Origin of the sequence: Paracoccus sp. (in: a-proteobacteria) (assembly GCF_039808215.1) — a bacterium.
In the GTDB taxonomy this organism is placed as follows: domain Bacteria; phylum Pseudomonadota; class Alphaproteobacteria; order Rhodobacterales; family Rhodobacteraceae; genus Paracoccus.
On the sequence record NZ_JBDHSP010000002.1, the window covers coordinates 105520 to 122492 of the forward strand.

General features: G+C 68.8%; 16 protein-coding genes and 1 pseudogene. 7 read left to right on the plus strand and 10 right to left on the minus strand.

The features are described from left to right. Positions 1-36 precede the first annotated feature (36 nt). Complete coding sequence (locus WMK75_RS01395; protein WP_347265864.1) at positions 37-1404, minus strand: dicarboxylate/amino acid:cation symporter; 1368 nt, start codon at positions 1402-1404, stop codon at positions 37-39. Between the two features lie 215 nt (positions 1405-1619). On the opposite strand from WMK75_RS01395, the gene WMK75_RS01400 reads away from it, so the two are divergent. From WMK75_RS01400 to WMK75_RS01410, 3 genes are read left to right on the plus strand one after another with little or no spacing between them, the layout of a single operon-like run. After that, positions 1620-3308 (plus strand): ATP-binding protein, encoded by a 1689-nt coding sequence (locus WMK75_RS01400; protein ID WP_347265865.1) that lies wholly within the window; start codon positions 1620-1622, stop codon positions 3306-3308. Beyond that, entirely contained in the window at positions 3305-4675 is a 1371-nt protein-coding gene (locus tag WMK75_RS01405; RefSeq protein ID WP_347265866.1) for a sigma-54 dependent transcriptional regulator, read from the plus strand. Before WMK75_RS01400 ends, WMK75_RS01405 begins: the two co-directional genes overlap by 4 nt. Positions 4676-4684: 9 nt before the next feature. After that, on the plus strand, positions 4685-4870 hold the full coding sequence (locus WMK75_RS01410; RefSeq protein WP_347265867.1) for a hypothetical protein: 186 nt from the start codon (positions 4685-4687) through the stop codon (positions 4868-4870). A 433-nt stretch (positions 4871-5303) separates the two neighbouring features. Here WMK75_RS01410 and WMK75_RS01415 read toward each other — a convergent pair whose 3' ends face one another. The 9 genes and pseudogenes from WMK75_RS01415 to WMK75_RS01455 form a co-directional block, all read right to left on the minus strand. Further along, the gene (locus WMK75_RS01415) at positions 5304-5645 is read right to left on the minus strand and encodes a zinc ribbon domain-containing protein YjdM (RefSeq protein ID WP_347265868.1); all 342 of its coding nucleotides are present in this window, start codon (positions 5643-5645) and stop codon (positions 5304-5306) included. A gap of 71 nt (positions 5646-5716) precedes the next feature. Further along, positions 5717-5809: pseudogene (locus WMK75_RS01420) on the minus strand (aldehyde dehydrogenase family protein); the annotation flags it as partial. Positions 5810-5986: 177 nt separating this feature from the next. After that, positions 5987-6592, minus strand: a complete 606-nt coding sequence (locus tag WMK75_RS01425) for a hypothetical protein (RefSeq protein WP_347265869.1) — start codon at positions 6590-6592, stop codon at positions 5987-5989. 68 nt (positions 6593-6660) lie between these two features. After that, positions 6661-6840, minus strand: coding sequence for a hypothetical protein (locus WMK75_RS01430; RefSeq protein WP_347265870.1), 180 nt, complete (start codon positions 6838-6840; stop codon positions 6661-6663). A gap of 251 nt (positions 6841-7091) precedes the next feature. Then, a complete protein-coding gene (locus tag WMK75_RS01435; protein WP_347265871.1) occupies positions 7092-7427 on the minus strand; it encodes a hypothetical protein in 336 nt (111 codons plus the stop codon). A 41-nt stretch (positions 7428-7468) separates the two neighbouring features. Continuing rightward, positions 7469-8695: a hypothetical protein gene (locus WMK75_RS01440; protein WP_347265872.1), complete on the minus strand. Its 1227-nt coding sequence runs from the start codon at positions 8693-8695 to the stop codon at positions 7469-7471. Continuing rightward, positions 8695-10119, minus strand: coding sequence for a hypothetical protein (locus tag WMK75_RS01445; protein WP_347265873.1), 1425 nt, complete (start codon positions 10117-10119; stop codon positions 8695-8697). The genes WMK75_RS01440 and WMK75_RS01445 overlap by 1 nt, the downstream gene beginning before the upstream one ends. A gap of 178 nt (positions 10120-10297) precedes the next feature. Then, a complete protein-coding gene (locus tag WMK75_RS01450) occupies positions 10298-12670 on the minus strand; it encodes a 1-deoxy-D-xylulose-5-phosphate synthase N-terminal domain-containing protein (protein ID WP_347265874.1) in 2373 nt (790 codons plus the stop codon). 75 nt (positions 12671-12745) lie between these two features. Beyond that, positions 12746-13558 carry a class II glutamine amidotransferase gene (locus tag WMK75_RS01455; RefSeq protein WP_347265875.1) on the minus strand — a complete coding sequence of 271 codons (813 nt, stop codon included), beginning with the start codon at positions 13556-13558 and terminating at the stop codon, positions 12746-12748. 247 nt (positions 13559-13805) lie between these two features. On the opposite strand from WMK75_RS01455, the gene WMK75_RS01460 reads away from it, so the two are divergent. The 4 genes from WMK75_RS01460 to WMK75_RS01475 are packed head-to-tail and all read left to right on the plus strand — an operon-like array spanning position 13806 to position 16973. Further along, positions 13806-14321, plus strand: coding sequence for a cytochrome C oxidase subunit I (locus tag WMK75_RS01460; RefSeq protein ID WP_347265876.1), 516 nt, complete (start codon positions 13806-13808; stop codon positions 14319-14321). Positions 14322-14337: 16 nt separating this feature from the next. Next, the gene (locus WMK75_RS01465; RefSeq protein WP_347265877.1) at positions 14338-15795 is read left to right on the plus strand and encodes a cbb3-type cytochrome c oxidase subunit I; all 1458 of its coding nucleotides are present in this window, start codon (positions 14338-14340) and stop codon (positions 15793-15795) included. Continuing rightward, positions 15792-16403: an SCO family protein gene (locus WMK75_RS01470; protein ID WP_347265878.1), complete on the plus strand. Its 612-nt coding sequence runs from the start codon at positions 15792-15794 to the stop codon at positions 16401-16403. The genes WMK75_RS01465 and WMK75_RS01470 overlap by 4 nt, the downstream gene beginning before the upstream one ends. A 3-nt stretch (positions 16404-16406) precedes the next feature. After that, the gene (locus WMK75_RS01475) at positions 16407-16973 is read left to right on the plus strand and encodes a hypothetical protein (RefSeq protein ID WP_347265879.1); all 567 of its coding nucleotides are present in this window, start codon (positions 16407-16409) and stop codon (positions 16971-16973) included.

Genomic DNA, 16973 nt, shown 5'->3' on the forward strand with positions numbered 1-16973 from the left:
GTCGTGACGCCCCTTGCGGTTTCGTGGCCGACCGGCTCAGTCGGCGCTGGCCTCGTTCAGCTGCAGCCCGGCGGGGGCGCCGCGCAGGCCGCGGATCGGGCGCGGCTGGCCCGTGGCCTCGCCGGCCAGTGCCAGGTCGAACTGCTCGCGGTCGAAGGCGCCATGCCAGCGGCTGACCACCACGGTGGCGACCGCATTGCCGATGAAATTGGTGATCGAGCGGCATTCCGACATGAAGCGGTCGACGCCCAGGATCAGCGCCATGCCGGCGACCGGCACCGTCGGCACCACCGAAAGCGTCGCGGCCAGGGTGATGAAGCCCGCGCCGGTCACGCCCGCCGCACCTTTCGAGGACAGCATGGCGACCAGCAGCAGCAGCACCTGTTCCTGCAGCGACAGGTCGATGTTCGTCGCCTGGGCGATGAACAGCGCCGCCAGCGTCATGTAGATATTGGTGCCGTCCAGGTTGAAGCTGTAGCCGGTCGGCACGACCAGGCCGACGACGGGGCGGGCGCAGCCGGCCTTCTCCATCTTCTCCATCAGCGAGGGCAGGGCCGATTCCGACGAGGAGGTGCCCAGCACCAGCAGCAGTTCCGCCTTGAGATAGGAGATCAGGCGGAAGATCGAAAAGCCGTTCAGCATGCAGACCGTGCCGAGGATCACCACCACGAACAGCGCCGCCGTCAGGTAGAAGGTGCCGACCAGCGCCGCCAGGTTCACCACCGATGCGATGCCGTATTTGCCGATGGTGAAGGCGAAGGCGCCGAAGGCACCGACGGGCGCGGCCTTCATCAGGATGTCCACCATGCGGAAGACGGCATGGCTCATGGCCTCGAACAGCGTCAGGACCGGCTTGGCCTTGTCGCCGATCAGGATCAGGCTGATGCCGAACATGATGGCGACGAACAGCACCTGCAGGATATTGCCTTCGACGAAGGCGCCGGTGATCGTCGAGGGGATGATGTCCATGACAAAGCCGGTCAGCGAGGTCTCATGCGCCTTTGCGGCGAAGGTCTCGACCTTGCTGGCGTCCAGCGTCGCCGGGTCGATGTTCATGCCGGCGCCGGGCTGGATGACATTGGCGATGATCAGGCCGACGATCAGCGCCAGCGTCGAGAAGGTGAAGAAATAGGCGAATGCCTTGCCCACCACCGAGCCCACGCCCCTGAGCGTGCCCATGCCGGCCAGGCCGGTGACGATGGTCAGGAAGATCACCGGCGCGATGATCATCTTGACCAGCTTGATGAAGCCGTCGCCGAGCGGCTTCAGCGCCTCGCCGGTCTCGGGGAAGAAATGCCCGATCAGCGCGCCGGCGATGATGGCGCAAAGCACCTGGAAATAGAGATGACGGTAAATGGGGCGCGGCGTGTGGACGGGGCGCGCGGCGGTGGTGTCGATGTGCATTCAGGTCTCCTCAACCTTGCAGATGACGGATTTGTGACGCCATGATAGGGTGAGGGCGCCTGGCACCAAAAATCTGCGCGCATGGCGGCAATGCGTTGTAATCATGGCGCTTTGTCCGGGGGTGGGGCGCAAAACCGTGTGGTTTCCCGCACAGGCGCGATGTGTTAGTGTGGAAACCCACACAGATCCCCAAGGCCGCCCGGCAAGGAGGTGCGATGACCCTGACGGCCGATTCGCCCGAAGACGTGGCCGCGCCGGCGCGGCTGCGCCGGGCGCTGCTGCTGGCGGCGCTGGCGCTGGCGGTCGCGGGGCTGCTGCTGCTGACCTTCCTGCAGGCGCGCGGCGCCGCCCTGCGCGCCCTGACCGACCAGCTTGAGATCACCGCCGGCATCCGCGCCCAGGCGCTGGAAAGCGTGCTGGCCAAGCAGCGCGCAGTGGCGGCGGTGCTGTCGGACGACGGCGCCGTGCGCCAGGGCCTCGCGCTGCCCGAACCGGCCAGCCTCGCGCCGATCTCGCGCAAGTTCGAGCGTATCGGCCGCGAGACCGACAGTTCGGTGATCTATCTGCTGAATACCGAGGGTGTGGCGCTGGCCGCCTCGAACTGGAACCAGTCCGACAGTTTCGTCGGGCTGAACTATGGGTTCCGCGACTATTTCACCCGCGCCCTGCATCAGGGCCAGGCGACGCAATTCGCGCTTGGCTCGGTCAGCAAGCGGCCGGGCCTGTATCTGTCCCATGATGTGCGGCTGGAGGGCGCGCCGCGTGGCGTGGTGGTGGTCAAGGTCGAATTCGACCGCATGGAGGCGAACTGGGCGCGCTCGGGCGAGGCGACCCATGTCATCGACGCCACGGGGCAGGTGATCCTGGGCAGCGATCCGGCGCGGCGCTTTCAACCGCTGCCGCCGCTGCAGGCGCATCAGGCCGAGGCGGTGACGCCGGTGCCGGGCACCGACTGGCAGCTGGTGGTGCGCAGCTCCAGCGGGGCGGCGCTGCGCGCGGCGCTGCTGTGGACCGGCACGGCGGGTTTCGTGCTGACGCTGGCGCTGGGGGCGGGGCTGGTCGCGCAGCGCGCGCGCAGCCGCGCCGCGCGCCGCGCCGAGGCCGAGCGACGCTATCGCACCGATCTGGAACGCGCCGTGGCTGCGCGCACCCGCGACCTCTCGGATGAAATGCGCGAGCGCCGCGCCGCCGAGCAGCGGCTGGTGCAGCTGCAGGGCGACATGGTGCAGGCCAACAAGCTGGCGACGCTGGGCCAGATCACCGCCGGCGTCGCGCATGAGGTGAACACGCCCCTGGCCACCATCCGCCTGCTGGCCGAGAATGGCCGGCAGATGCTGCCCGCCGAGGCCGCGCCGGAGATCGACGCCAATCTGGGCCAGATCCTGCGCATGTCTGACCGCATCGCCCAGATCACCACCGAATTGCGCGGCTTTGCCCGCAAGGCCACCGGCGAGCTTGGCCCGGTGTCGCTGAAAGAGGCGCTGGACGCGGCGCTGCTGCTGGTCGCCAGCCGGCGCCGCGCCGAGGGCATCCGCCTGATCCTGCCCGAGATCCCGCCCGATCTGCGGGTGCAGGCCGAGACCGTGCGGCTTGAGCAAATCCTGGTGAACCTGATCCAGAACGCGCAAGAGGCGCTGGCCGGCCGCCCCGACCCCGAGCTGCGCATCGCGCTGACACCCGGGCCGATGCTGCGGCTGACCATCTCGGACAACGGCCCCGGGCTGGCGCCGCAGATCTGGGCCAGCCTGTTCACGCCCTTTGCCTCGAGCAAGCCCGACGGCCTCGGCCTCGGTCTGGTGATCGCCCAGAACATCGCCCGCGACTTTGGCGGCCGGCTCTGGGCCGAGCCGCCGCAGCCCGGCCGGGGCGCCACCTTTCACCTTAAACTGCCGGAGGCGGCATGAGCGGCGGGCCCTCGCTGGTGCGGCTGGTCGATGACGACCCGGACCTGCTGGCAGCGCAGGCGCAGGCGCTGCGTCTGGCCGGGTTCGACCCTGAAACCTTCGACGACCCGCTGGCCGCGCTCGAAGGGCTTGGCCCGGACTGGCCCGGCGTGGTGCTGAGCGATGTGCGCATGCCGGGGCTGGACGGGTTCCAGCTGTTCGAGCGCATCCATGCGCTGGACCCGGACCTGCCGGTGATCCTGCTGACCGGCCATGGCGACGTGCCGATGGCGGTCGCGGCGCTGCGCCAGGGGGTCTATGATTTTCTGACCAAGCCCGTCGGCGCCGGGCCGCTGGCGGCGGCGCTTGCCCGGGCGGCCAGTGCGCGCGCGCTGGTGCTGGAAAACCGCGCCCTGCGCCGGCAGCAACAGGACGCGGCGGCGCGCGAGACGCGGCTGATCGGCAGCGGCCCCTTCATGGCGCATCTGCGCGACAGCGTGGCACGGCTGGCCGAAACCGGGGGCGATCTGCTGCTGACCGGGCCCGGCGGCTCGGGCAAGGAGGCGGTGGCGCGCGCCATCCACGCCCAGGGCCCGCGCCGCGCCCGCACCTTTGTCCATGTGGCCTGCGCCGCGCTGGACGAGGCGCGTTTCGACGCCGAGATGCTGGGCAGCGAGCCGCAGGGCAGGGCACCGCGCCAGCCCGGCCGGCTGGAGGCGGCGCATCGCGGCACGCTGTTTCTCGACGAGATCGAGGCGCTGTCCCTGCCGCTGCAGGCGCGCATCATGGCCCTGATCGAGACCCGCGCCATCCAGCCCCCCGGCAGCGCCGCGCCGCGGGCGCTGGACCTGCGGGTGATCGCCGCCAGCCGCGCCGATCTCGCGCAACGCATGAGCGAGGGCAGGTTCCGCGGCGATCTGTTCTACCGGCTCTCGGCGGTGACCCTGCGCCTGCCGCCGCTGTGCGAGCGGCGCGAGGACATTCCCGAACTGTTCCGGCATTTCCTGCTCGAGGCGGCGGAACGGCTGCGTCTGCCGGTGGCGCCGGTCACGGGGGCGGTCAAGGCGCGGCTGGCGGCGCATGGCTGGCCCGGCAACCTGCGCGAATTGCGCCAGTTCGCCGAAGGCCACGCGCTTGGCCTGTCGCCCTTCGATGCGCCCGGACCCGAGGCCGAGCCGCCGGGTCTGGCCGATCTGGTCGCCGTTTACGAGGCCGAACTGATCCGCGAGGCGCTGCGGCTGGCTCAGGGCAATGCCACCCAAGCGATGTCGCGCCTGCGCCTGCCGCGCAAGACCTTTTACGACAAGCTGACGCGCCACGGCATCAGGCCGGCGGATTTTCGCACCCCCGAGCCCGGGGTCGTGGCGCCCGCCGCGCCGCTGCGCTAGGCTGGACCCATGCTGATCGACCCGCAAAGCCCGTTCTTCCGTCCGCTCTGGGTGCGCCTGGCCTGCACGCTGCTGCCGCTGGCCTGGGCCGGGGTCGAGGCGGCGCAGGGGGCGCTGTTCTGGGCGATCCTGTTCGCGGCGGCGGGGATCTATCTGGGCGTCGCGCTGTTTTTCCTGCGCAAGGACCAACCTTAGGGCGCGGGTTCATGACCTTCGGAGCCATGGTCTTGCGCATGCGATGAGAACGGCCGCGAGATGGTTCCGGGCGGATCTCTCGTGGCGGGTGGCGATCTTGCGAAAATGCCCGGGCTTGCCAAAGCGCCGTGCGACGAGGTCGGCAGAGCGCCGCATCGACCGGACGCCTGGCCGGGGATGGGCGCGATCGCCAGCCGCAAGCCCCGGCGATCGACCATCGCGCTGATCCCGGTGTGACCTGCCACGGGAAAGGCCAAGGCAGTGATCCCCTCCTTGAGCCGCCGCCTGCTGATGCGCGCGGCCAAGTTCGACAGCAGGGGCCGGGTCGGGTCTCATTTTGCATCTGCCAGAGCAAGGCGCGCCATCCATGCCGGCATCGCCGCAGGGAATCGGCAATCAAGCCGCCGAAGCATTCCCTTGACGGGCAAGCACCCTAGGGCGTCACCTTCTTCACGAATTCGGACTTGAGCCCCATCTGGCCGATTCCCGGCAGCTTGCAGTCGATGTCGTGATCGCCCGGCACCAGGCGAATGCCGCGCACCTTGGTGCCGACCTTGACCACCTGCGACGAGCCCTTGACTTTCAGATCCTTGATCACCGTCACCGTGTCGCCGTCCTGCAGCAGGTTGCCGACGCTGTCGCGCACCTCGAGGATCTCCTCGGCGGCGGCGCCGGGCTGCCATTCATGGCCGCATTCGGGGCAGACGAGCAACGCGTCCAGCTGATAGGTGAAGCCGGACGAACATTCGGGGCAGGGGGGCAGGGACTGGGTCATGTGCGCCTCATAGCCCTTTCACGGGGCAAAGGCCAGCGCCGCGGCGGGGCGTTCCCGCCGCGGCGGTCCCGTCAGATCGACAGGCACAGATATTTGGTCTCGAGATAGTCCTCGATGCCATAGCGGCTGCCCTCGCGGCCGAGGCCGGACTGCTTGACGCCGCCAACTCGATGTGTCGCTCCGCGAGGACGCGGCGTGCAACCGCAAGGACAACGGCCCGGCCAGCATCACCATCCTCCGCTGTCGCGCGCTGGACGTCGTCCGGCGGGACACCTCGAAGGGCTCGCTCTCCACGAAGCTCCAGCGCGCAGGCTGGGACGACGCTTTCCTGCGCAGCATTCTCACGGGGTTGACAGCCGTTTGACCCAAACGCGATTGCCCTGGGGGGGCACAGCGATGCCGTCGGTCCAGGGCTGGCGGATGATCGCGGGGCCGATGTGGTGCCAGTGCTCCATGGCGGCGACCGTGTCGCGGCGCGGGATGCCGATGTCGATGAGCTCGGCCTTGCAGGCGGCGGAATACGCCGGAAGGATCAGGCCGGCGGCCTCGTCCCCGTCCCGATCCTCGTCGTCGTCGGGAAGGGCGGGCAGGAGATGCTCGAAACCACTGGCCTCATGGTCATAGAGATCCTCGTCCGAGGCTTCCTCGGCATTGGATCCGGCAGCGGGCTCGCGGTCGCGCAGCGCCGCCGTCTCGGCCGCGCGCCGGTGCGCCAGGACAAAAAATGCGCGCTTGGCGCGCAGCAGCAGCGGCACCAGCGCGTTATGGACCGCGGTGAAGCGCGCATGCCAGGCGTCGGGCGGCAGGTCGGGGTCGATCAGCACGGACGTGTCCCAGTCGTTGCGCCCCTCGGCCGCGTGGCCGCGCACATATTCCAGCGCCCGCCCGGCCTTGAGGTGAAAATGCAGATGGCCCAGGCGCTGTGTCTCGGCGTCGATGCGGCGCATCCAGAACTTGAGCCAGTCCAGCAGCCAGGCGCGATCGTCATCGGGTTGCGGATTGTTCAGAAGGTCGGTCAGGCCGCTGCTGGCGTCCCGGCGCTGGCTGTCGTCGATCGGATCGCGGCCCGCAGCTGATAGCGCACCAGCAGGCGGTAAAGATAGAACCCGTCGATGACATGGAGCATCTGCACCGAGGCCGCGCCGCGCATCAGCTCGGCCAGCAGCCCCGAGAGCGGGCGCAGCCGGTCTGTCATCACCGTGCGCATGGCGCGGGCATCGGCGACGGCATCGAGTTCCGGCCCGGCCTCGGCCAGCAGCTGCTCGATCGCGGCGATCAGCGGAATGCTGGCGGTGTCATGTCCCAGATCGGCGCCGGCGGCATGATATTCGCCCAGAATGTCGCGATAGCCGTCCAGCGTGGCGCGGCGCGGCAGGCGGACTTCGCCGGTTCAAGCCAGCCTGCGGGCGGCGTGCCCACACCAGGTCGCGCACGGATTTCAGCCCGCTACGCACCGCCTCGAAGGCGGCATCGGTGGCGCAGGGCTCGGAGCCCTCGGGGCCGATCAGGAACAGCGGCCCGGCGGTGAAGGGAAAATAGCCCGACAGCGCGGCGCTCGGCCTCCTGCCGGCGCTCGGGGTCGGGTTCGCGCCGGCCGGCCTCGCGTACGGCGCGCTGATAGCTGTTCTCGAGCGCCTGCAGCGGATGCGCCAGCGCCGCCGAGAGGGTGAAGCTCACGTCCGGCTGCGGCGCCAGCACCACGTCCAGCCCCTTGCTGCGCGCGACGGCACCGGCGATGGCGGCAAGCGATTCCCTTGCCGGATTTCTTGGGATGATGGCCATGGCTCACGCTCCTTGGCTATGGGTTGCCCGGGGCGGCGCGCTCAGACCGGCGCGCGGTCGCCCGGGATTTCGCGGAACTTCGGGCTGCCGGTGGTGCCCGAAAGCAGATAGGCCTTGCGCCGCGGGCCGCCGAGGCGCAGCTCGGCCACGGTCCGCCAGGTCTCGAAGGGCGGCGGAAAGGTCATCACCTCGACGTGCAGCGCGACCTCCTGCGCCTCGGCGGGGATGGGCAGGGATTTCGCCGCCAGCACCGGAAAGCTGCCGCTGCGCGCCCGGTGCTCCTTGCCGTCCTGCTGCCAACTGAGCGCAAAGCGCGCGACAAAGCCGCCCTCGTTGCGCACCAGCACCACGCCCGCCGGGCGGCCCGAGACCTGCGGCGCCAGCGGCACCAGCCGTGTCACATAGCCGATGACATGGCTGCCGGCCCCCGCCGCCGCAGCCGGAAAGGGCCCCAGTGCCGCCGGGCCCTGCATCAGCCCGCGGTCCCGGTCCGAGAACTCGCCCTCGAAGCGGATGTCGCGACCGACGATCATCGCCACCGGCAAAAGCGGGAACAATCCGTCGTTGCGGGCAAATTCGCCGCTGGAATAAAAGCCGGCGGGATGGCCCTCGACCGACCATTGCCCCAGCGCCAGCAGCTGGAAATCCAGCCAGGGCCGGCTGAGATCGACCTTGATCGCCCGCAGCCTGATGCGGCGCACCCGGCCCTGCACCGGCAGCCGCTGCCCGCTGGCGGTGGTCCATTCCAGCCCGCCGCCGCTGCCGATCAGGCGGTAACCGCCGGCGCTGTCGCCGTCCTCGTCCAGTTCCAGCGTCACTTCCTCGGCCTGGTCCAGCAGATCGGCCCAGCCCGGGGGGCTGGCGCCCACCGGCAGCCAGGCGTCGGCGGTGCCGCCCATGTCGGCAAGCTCATATTCGCCGATCAGCTTTTGCGCCTCGGCCAGCAGGCGGCGGGTCAGCGGGCTGCCGCCCGAGGCGCCGAACACCAGATTGCGCCAGACCTCCTCGACCTGCAACCCGCTCGGCTCGAAGCTGCGCTGAAAGGCGGGGATGGCGTTGCACAGGTCGCGAAAGCGCCGGGTGGCCAGATGGCTGCCGGTCGGATTGTCCGGCGCGAAGGCGTCGCGCAGTGCCGCCAGGTCCAGCGGCAGGGGAAAGGCGTTCAGCTGCAGCACCGGCGCCGCCGCGCCTGCCTCGGCGGCACGCAACCCGGGCTGCGCCCCGCCCGGCCCCAGCGCACGCGCCAGGGCCGACGCAAGGTCGCCCATCAGCCGCCAAGATCCGCGCGCGACTGCCGCGGACAGGCCGGCATCACCCGGCTGACCCAGCCGATCACCTGCATGCCCGGGATGCGCAGCTTGCCGCTTTCAAGGCTGGTCTCCAGATGCTCCTTGTCGCTGCCGTATTTATAGCCGCCCCCGACCGAGAACGGTCCCCAGCTGACCGAGGCCTCGGCGCTGACCGCCTGGCTGATGATCGACTTGTCCTCTTCGCTGAAATCGGCCTCGATGGTGATGTCGCGGGCGACGATGAAGGCCACCGGATACATCGGTATCAGCTTGTCGGCGTTCGAGCTGTCCAGCGTCCCGTTCGAGACATATTCCTTTTCGTCCGCCCGCCCGAGGTTGGTATACCAGTTGTCGGAACGAAACAGCAGCTCGCTGAACCATGGCCGCACGATCGAGACCTTGGCCACCTTGCACGAGATCGCGACCTTCTCGCCCTTCATGTGATGGCGCTTGTCCTCGAACTTGCCCTCGGACTTGGCCTTCACCCCCCAAAGCCCGGCATTGTAGGAGGCGCTGAAGTTGTAGGCGTGGCTGGTGGCGGAATTGTCCTCGACCTTGTGATCGCTGGTGATGGTGAACTCGCTGAAATTGCTGGCGCCGGCGTCCTCATGCCAGTCCACCGGCGAGCCGTAGGTCAAAAGCCAGGGCGTGCCGCCCGGCGCGCCGCTGGCGTTGAACTGGCCGTCCGCCACGCGCTCGCGCGCCTGTTCCAGCGCCCGCGCCAGCGCGTCGTTGATCGTGGTGTTCATCGTGTCCAGCGCCATCTGCACCCATTTGCCATTGCCCTGGGTGATCGCGTCCTGCGCGCGCTTGATGTCGCGGCGCAGGCTTTTCTCGCTGGCGTTCCAGTCGCGCTGCGCCTTGCGCTTGGCATCCTCGTCGCCCTTCTTCTCGGCGGCAGCCACATCGTCGACAAAGCCGTTGTAGGCGGTCTGATAATCCTCGTAGGCGCCGGTCAGCTCGTCGAGATTCTTCTGATAGGCGGCATAGTCGGGGCTGGGCGTCGTCGCGCCATCGGGCTTGCCGGTGAAGGGGTTGGTGGCGGTGACATTCAGATAGGCGCTGGCCTTGTTGTAGGCTTCGACCGCCTCTTTCGAGGGCCGCGCCGAGGCGGCCTCGTTCATGCCGTCGACGAGGGATTTGTAAGTTGCCGACAGCGGCTGGTCCTTGGGCAGCCATTCCAGCGACAGTGTCGAAACCTTGTCCACCATATTGGCGAAAAGCTCGGAGGCGCCAAGATCGGCATTCACGTTCGTCGGCGTCCACATGCCCTTGAATGCCTTGGGCTGCATGGCCTCGTTCTTGGCAAAGTGGATGAAGGTCTCTTTCTTGCCGAACGGGTTGATGTGACTTCCCTCGGGCTCATAGGTGATCAGCTGGAACAGCCGGTCATAGATGGCCATGAGAAGTTCTTTTTCCTTTTCCGGAGTCATGGAACAAGCTCCTGTTCATAAACAATATATTTATCAGGTCATGTCGAACTTTCGTGGGAAATGGCCGAGTCGGCGGGTCAACCGCCGCGCGAAAAGCATCCGCCTGCCAAGAAAAATAGTCAACCACGCCCCGCCAGCGGGGGTGTATTCAGTTCTGCGGCAGGGGCCGGCCCCTGGTAAGCCCGGCGATGCGCTGGACGATGGTTTCGGCGTCGATGCCGAAATGGCGGTAGAGATCGGCGATGCTGCCGGTCTGGCCGAAATGCTCGACCCCGAGCGAGATCGTGCGGTGTCCGGCCACCCCGCCCAGCCAGGCCAGCGTCGCCGGGTGGCCGTCGATCACCGTGACCAGGCTGCAATGCGCCGGCAGGCTGGCGAGCAGCCGTTCGACATGGCTTTCGGCATGGGCCACCCCGCGCGAGCGCGCGCGCTGCGCCGCGGTCCAGCCGGCGTTCAGCCGGTCGGCCGAGGTCACCGCCAGCACGCCGATGTCGCGGCGCGCCCCGGCGAGGCGACCGGCGGCGCGGATCGCCTCGGGGGCGACGACGCCCTGATAGGCGATCACCACCTCGCAATTCGGCCCCGGCTGGCGCAGCCAGTAGCCGCCGTCGATGGCGCCCTGGCGAAAGGCGTCGTCGGCACGCCGGCCGGGCTGTTCCAGCGGTTTCGTCGACAGGCGCAGATAGACGGCGCCGCCGGTCTCGTCGCGCAGCCAGGTGCGCTCGTCCGGGTCGCCCTCGCCGTCGCGCTGCATGTAGTCGAAGGCCCATTGCATGATCACCGCCAGCTCGTCGGCGAAGGCCGGCTCGAAGGCGGCGAGCCCGTCCTGGCTCAAGCCGATCAGCGGCGAGCCGATGGACTGGTGCGCGCCGCCCTCGGGTGCCAGCGTGACGCCCGAGGGCGTGCCCACCACCATGAAGCGCGCATCCTGGTAGCAGGCATAGTTCAGCGCGTCCAAACCCCGCGCCACGAAGGGATCGTAAAGCGTGCCGATGGGCAAAAGCCGCTTGCCGAACAGCGAATACGACAGGCCCGCCGCGCCCAGCAGCAGGAACAGGTTCATCTCGGCGATGCCCAGTTCGATGTGCTGGCCCTCGGGGGCGAAATCCCATTTCGCCATCGAGGGGATGTTCTCGGCGCGGAACAGATCGGGTTGCGGCTGGCGCGCGAACAGCTTGCGCCGGTTCACCCAGGGGCCAAGGCTGGTGGTGCCGGTCACGTCGGGCGAGGTGGTGACGATGCGCGAGGCCAGATCGCTTTGCCCGCGCGCCAGATCGTCGAGGATCTTGCCAAAGGCGTTCTGGGTGGAAATCTCGCGCTCGGTATCGATCCGGATCGTGGGCACGGCCAGCGCGTCATCGTGCCGGCGCCGGCGCCCGCCGGCAAAGAAGGGCACGCGGGCCAGGAAATCCTTCAAGGCGGCCACGTCGGCGACGGTGGCGAAGGGCTCCCACTCCTGGCCTTCGGGCACACCCATGTGGCGCTGCCAGCCGGCCATCTGCGCCTTGGTCATCAGCCCGCCGTGATTGTCCTTGTGCCCGGCGATCGGCGTGCCCCAGCCCTTGATCGTATAGGCCAGGAAACAGACCGGGCGGTCATGGTCGATGCCGTCAAAGACCTCGGCCATGCTCTGCACGCAATTGCCGCCCAGGTTTTCCATCAGCGCCGCCAGCTCCTCGTCGCTGCGCCGCGCGATCAGCGCCGAGACCTCGCCCTGGTCGCCCAGATCGTCCATCAGCCGCTGGCGCCAGACCTTGCCGCCCATGAAGGTCAGCGCGGAATAAAGCTGGTTCGGGCAGGCGTCGATCCATTCGCGCAGCCGCTCGCCGCCCGGCTCGGCAAAGGCGGCACGTTGCAGCGCGCCGTATTTCACCCGGATCACCTGCCAACCGAAGGCCTCGAAGATGCGCTCGACGCGCTGGAACAGCCCCTCGCGCACGATGCCGTCCAGCGACTGGCGGTTGTAGTCGATGATCCACCAGCAGTTGCGCAGGTCGTGCTTCCAGCCCTCGTGCAGGCATTCATAGACATTGCCCTCATCGAGTTCCGCATCGCCCACCAGCGCGATCATGCGGCCCATGGGCAGGTCCCGCCCCCAGGATTTCGCCGCGACATAGTCCTGCACCAGCGAGGCAAACGCGGTGATCCCCACCCCCAGCCCCACCGAGCCGGTCGAGAAATCCACGTCGTCGCTGTCCTTGGTGCGCGAGGGATAGCTTTGCACACCGCCATAGCCGCGAAAATTCTGCATCTTCTCGCGCGAAAGGTTGCCCATCAGGTAATGCATGGCGTGAAAGACCGGGCTGGCATGGGGCTTGACCGCCACCCGGTCCTCGGGGCGCAGGGCATGAAAATACAGCGCCGTCATGATCGAGACCATCGAGGCCGACGAGGCCTGGTGCCCGCCGATCTTGATGCCCTCGTCATGCGCCCGCAGGTGGTTGGCATTGTGCACCATCCAGTGCGACAGCCACAGCAGACGCCGCTCGACCGTCTTCAGATGATCAGCAAACCCGGACATCAAAAGCCTCCTTTGCCTGCCATGCCCCGCAAACCGCGCGACGCGCGGGGCGATTCCGAAATTCGCGCCACCCGCTCAGGTCGTGGCGCGGCACAGCAGCCTGCCGTGGCGCACCGCCAGCGCCGTGCGGCGCGCCAGCGGTTCCCAGTCGGCCGCGCTCAGCGGCACGCTGGCAAACAGCAGCACATGGTCGGGCAGGGCGCGCAGATGCGTGCCGGCGATCACATGGTGGCGGCCGGTGCGCGGCGCCGCCGGCTCCAGCATGAAGAGCCCCGGCTCGCGCAATTCGCTGCGCCCGGGGGCGATATCGGTCAGGCGGCGGTCGGCGTGGACAAACAGCGTCACCTCGTCCAGCCACAGGAAATTCGCCGGCCCCAAGGCCGCCATCCCGGCGCAGAAACCGGCAAAGACGCGAAAGCGCCCGGCGATGTCTTCGGGGTCGGGGGCCGCGGCCGCGATGCGCGCCAGCAGGTGCAGGAAGGCCAGTTCGCTGTCGGTCTGGCCGATCCTGGCCGCCAGGCAAGGCGCGATGCGCGGCAGGTCCTCGATGCCCTCCAGCGTGCCGTTATGGGCGAAATGCTGCACGCGCCCGGCCAGGACGCGACGAAAGGGATGGGTATTTTCCAGCGCCGCCCCGCCGCGTGAGGCATTGCGCACATGTGCGATGACCGTGGCGTGGTCGCGCTCATGCTCGCGCAGGAAGCGGTCGAGCGGGCTGTTGGCGGCCGCCGTCGCCTCGCGGAACCAATGCGCGTCGCGGCCCTCGCCAAAGACGATGCCCCAGCCGTCGCGGTTGGGCTGGGTCTCGCCGCCCTCGGCCGCGAAACGGTCGAGATCGTAGCGGATCGACACCGGCGCCGAAGCCGATAGCGCAAAGAGTTCACACATGGCCCTGTCCCCGCCGTGCCGGCCGAAGAAAGCTGTTGGCTCATTCATAGGGCAGGGATGGCGCCGCCGGCAAGCCGGGTGCGGGATCGGGGTCGGGGTCGGGGTCGGGGTCGGGGTCGGGGTCGGGGCGGCTGCCACAGGCCGGCACGCCTGTCGTTGACTTTGGTCAATTGCGACAAACGCGGCAGGTATATGCTGAAATCATGGGCTTGCCGGAAATCGCGGCATTGCACGAAAGGGACGGCGCATGCAGGAACTGGCCTGGTATGTCACCCTTGCCGTGGTCGCGGCCATCGCGGCCGTGTTCATCCGCGTGGCGATGCATTCGCGCGAGGGCGCCCCCTATGAGGGCGTGCAGCATCGCGCCTATCGCATCCGCGCCCTGTTGTTCTGGGGGCTGCTGGTTGCCGGCGCGGGCGTGGCCTGGCTGACGCTGCGCGAACTGCCCTATGCCGCCGCCGGCAATGGCGCGCCGCAGACGGTGAACGCCACCGGCTATCAGTGGTATTGGGAACTGGACCGCGACAGCCTGGCTGCCGGACAGCCGGTCGAGTTCCGCGTCACCAGCGCCGACGTGAACCACGGTTTCGGCATCTATGACGAGAACACCCGCCTTGTCGCCCAGACCCAGGCCATGCCCGGCTATGTGAACCGGCTGCATCATACCTTCGCGCGGCCGGGCACCTACCGCGTCATGTGCCTCGAATATTGCGGCCTGGCCCATCACGAGATGCTGGCCGAGATCACCGTCACCGCGCCCTGACAGGGAAGGATGCAGCATGCTGGACATGGCAGGCCAGGAAGTCGTCCCCGATGTCGCCACAAGGCGCATCATCGCCGCCAACATGGCGGTGACCGGGCTCGTGCTGGTGCTGATGATGCTTTACGGTGTGCTGATGCGCATGGCGCAGGGCGGCTGGATCGCGCTCGAGCCAGACCGCTTCTATCAGATCATGACCGTGCATGGCACCGGCATGGTCGGCATCGCCGCCCTCGGCGGGCTGTCGGTCATGTGGTATTTCGTCGGCCGCCACGTGCGGCTGCATGCCGGCGTGCTGCTGGTCAATCTGCTGCTGTTCCTGATCGGGGTGGTGATGATCCTTGGCGCGGCATTCCGCGGCTCCTATGCCGGGGCCTGGACCTTTCTCTATCCGCTGCCGGCCACATCGGGCGGCGCCTGGGGCACGGGGGCCGCCTTCTGGTTCCTGCTGGGCCTGCTGCTGGTGGGCGTGGGCCTGCTGCTGGCCTGTCTTGAGGTCGGGCGGGCGCTGATCGCGCAATATGGCGGGCTGGCGCGGGCGCTTGGCTGGCCCTATCTGTTCGGCCGTCCGGGTGCGATGGCGCCGCCGCCGGTGGTGGTCGCCTCGGCCATGTCGGTGGTGGTGATGACCGCGGCGCTGCTGGGGGGCGCCACGATCATCGTGCTGAGCATCGTGAACCTGCTGGTGCCGGGTTTCGCGCTGGACGCGCTGTTTGCCAAGAACATGATCTATTTCTTTGGCCATGCGATCATCAATGCCACCATCTACATGGCGGTGACGGCGGTCTATGCCCTGCTGCCGGTGCATACGCGCCGGCCCTGGAAGACGACGCGGCCGTTCCTGGCCGGCTGGATGGCCTCGACCATCCTGGTGCTGGTGATCTTTCCCCATCACCTGCTGATGGATTTCGCCATGCCGCAATGGGCGGCGGTGCTGGCGCAGGTCCTGTCATTCGCCAACAGCTTTCCGGTGCTGGTGGTGACCGGGCTGGGTGCGCTGGCCATCGTCAACCGTTCGGGCATTGCCTGGGACATGACCAGCGGGCTGCTGTTTCTGTCGATGTTCGGCTGGATGGCGGGGGTGGTGCCGGCGGTGATCGACGCCACCATCGTGGTCAACGCGGTCATGCACAACACGCTGTGGGTGCCGGGGCATTTCCACTTCTATCTGCTGCTGGGCGTGATCCCGATGATCCTCGGCTTCATGTATCACCTGACCCGCGACCGTGCCGCCAGCGCGCCCGAGCGCGGCGACCGCTGGATCGGGGCGCTTTACGCGCTGGCCAGCCTCGGTTTCGTGCTGATGTTCCTGTACGGCGGGCGCCACAGCGTACCGCGCCGCTGGGCGGTGCATCTGGCGGAATGGATGGCCTATGACCGCGTGGCGGCGGTGTTCGCGCTGCTGGTGCTGGTGGCGGCGGGCTGGTTCGTGCTGCGCTTCCTGCTGCGCCTGCCGCGTTTTCTGGCCGCGGGATGAGCGGCGCCGCCGGCATCGCCGCCATCGTCGCAGCGTTGGCGCTTGGCGCATCGGCGATATGGGCGGGGACGGACGGGCTGCGGGCCTTCACCGCCGAGACCGCGCGCCGCCTTGCCATCGAGCGCGCCCCCCGACCCCTGCCCGAGGTGGCGCTGCTGGACCAGGACGGGCAGCGCGGCGCGCTGGACGCCTACCGCGGCAGGGTGGTGCTGGTCGAATTCATCTATGCCTCGTGCCCGACCGTCTGCAGCCTGCAGGGCGCCGCCTTCGAGCGGCTGCGCGAACGCATTGCCGCCGAGGGCCTGGACCGGCGCATCGCCCTGCTGACCCTGAGCTTCGACATCGAGCGCGACGGCCCGGCCGAGCTTGCCGCCTATGCCGAGCGTTTCGGCGGGCCCGACCGCATCTGGCATTTCGCCCGCCCCGACAGCCACGCGCAGCTGCAGGCGCTGCTGCAGCGGGCCGGGGTGATCGTGCTGCCTGACGGCTATGGCGGTTTCGTGCACAATGCCGCGATCCATGTCGTGGACGCGCGCGGCCGCCTGGTGCGCATCCTCGACAGCGATGCCACCGAGGCGGCGCTGGCCCTGGCCCGACGGCTGAGGTAGGCCATGCCCGCCCGCCTGCCGATCGCGCTTTTGCTGGTCCTGATCGCCACAATGCCGGGGCTGGCGCCCTGGTGGAAGGCGACGCTCTTGCGTCACATGCTGGGGCAGATCCCGCTGCTGATCCTGGCCGGGGTGCTGCTGGCGCCGCGGGTCGCGCGCCCGTTGCCGGGGCAGGGAACAGGGCAGGAAACATGGGCCGCGGCGGCGCTGATCGTCGCGGCATTCTGCACCGGATTCTGGATGCTGCCGCGCTGGCTGGATGCGGCGGTGACCGACCTGCGCGCCGACGCGGCCAAGGTCGCGACGCTGATCCTGCTGGGTGGGCTGCCGCTGGGCTGGGGCTGGCGCCGGCTGGGCGCGCTGGCCCGGGCCTTCGTGCTGAACCAGGCCATCGGCATGCTGCTGATCCTGGGCATCGTCTATCTGATCATCCCCGACCGGCTGTGCAATTCCTATCTGCTGGACGAACAGGGGGTGCTGGGCCGGGCGCTGCTGGCGCTGGCCGGGCTGGCCGGGCTGGGGGCGGCGGGTGCCGCGCTGTTCGCGCCTGCACCCGCGGCGCGGGGCTGA

Bases quoted from the DNA above. Each gene is read 5' to 3' on its own strand.
- WMK75_RS01395 (WP_347265864.1), bottom strand. From the start codon at position 1,404: ATGCACATCGACACCACCGCCGCGCGCCCCGTCCACACGCCGCGCCCC.
- WMK75_RS01400 (WP_347265865.1), top strand. From the start codon at position 1,620: ATGACCCTGACGGCCGATTCGCCCGAAGACGTGGCCGCGCCGGCGCGG.
- WMK75_RS01405 (WP_347265866.1), top strand. From the start codon at position 3,305: ATGAGCGGCGGGCCCTCGCTGGTGCGGCTGGTCGATGACGACCCGGAC.
- WMK75_RS01410 (WP_347265867.1), top strand. From the start codon at position 4,685: ATGCTGATCGACCCGCAAAGCCCGTTCTTCCGTCCGCTCTGGGTGCGC.
- WMK75_RS01415 (WP_347265868.1), bottom strand. From the start codon at position 5,645: ATGACCCAGTCCCTGCCCCCCTGCCCCGAATGTTCGTCCGGCTTCACC.
- WMK75_RS01425 (WP_347265869.1), bottom strand. From the start codon at position 6,592: ATGCGCCGCATCGACGCCGAGACACAGCGCCTGGGCCATCTGCATTTT.
- WMK75_RS01430 (WP_347265870.1), bottom strand. From the start codon at position 6,840: ATGACAGACCGGCTGCGCCCGCTCTCGGGGCTGCTGGCCGAGCTGATG.
- WMK75_RS01435 (WP_347265871.1), bottom strand. From the start codon at position 7,427: ATGGCCATCATCCCAAGAAATCCGGCAAGGGAATCGCTTGCCGCCATC.
- WMK75_RS01440 (WP_347265872.1), bottom strand. From the start codon at position 8,695: ATGGGCGACCTTGCGTCGGCCCTGGCGCGTGCGCTGGGGCCGGGCGGG.
- WMK75_RS01445 (WP_347265873.1), bottom strand. From the start codon at position 10,119: ATGGCCATCTATGACCGGCTGTTCCAGCTGATCACCTATGAGCCCGAG.
- WMK75_RS01450 (WP_347265874.1), bottom strand. From the start codon at position 12,670: ATGTCCGGGTTTGCTGATCATCTGAAGACGGTCGAGCGGCGTCTGCTG.
- WMK75_RS01455 (WP_347265875.1), bottom strand. From the start codon at position 13,558: ATGTGTGAACTCTTTGCGCTATCGGCTTCGGCGCCGGTGTCGATCCGC.
- WMK75_RS01460 (WP_347265876.1), top strand. From the start codon at position 13,806: ATGCAGGAACTGGCCTGGTATGTCACCCTTGCCGTGGTCGCGGCCATC.
- WMK75_RS01465 (WP_347265877.1), top strand. From the start codon at position 14,338: ATGCTGGACATGGCAGGCCAGGAAGTCGTCCCCGATGTCGCCACAAGG.
- WMK75_RS01470 (WP_347265878.1), top strand. From the start codon at position 15,792: ATGAGCGGCGCCGCCGGCATCGCCGCCATCGTCGCAGCGTTGGCGCTT.
- WMK75_RS01475 (WP_347265879.1), top strand. From the start codon at position 16,407: ATGCCCGCCCGCCTGCCGATCGCGCTTTTGCTGGTCCTGATCGCCACA.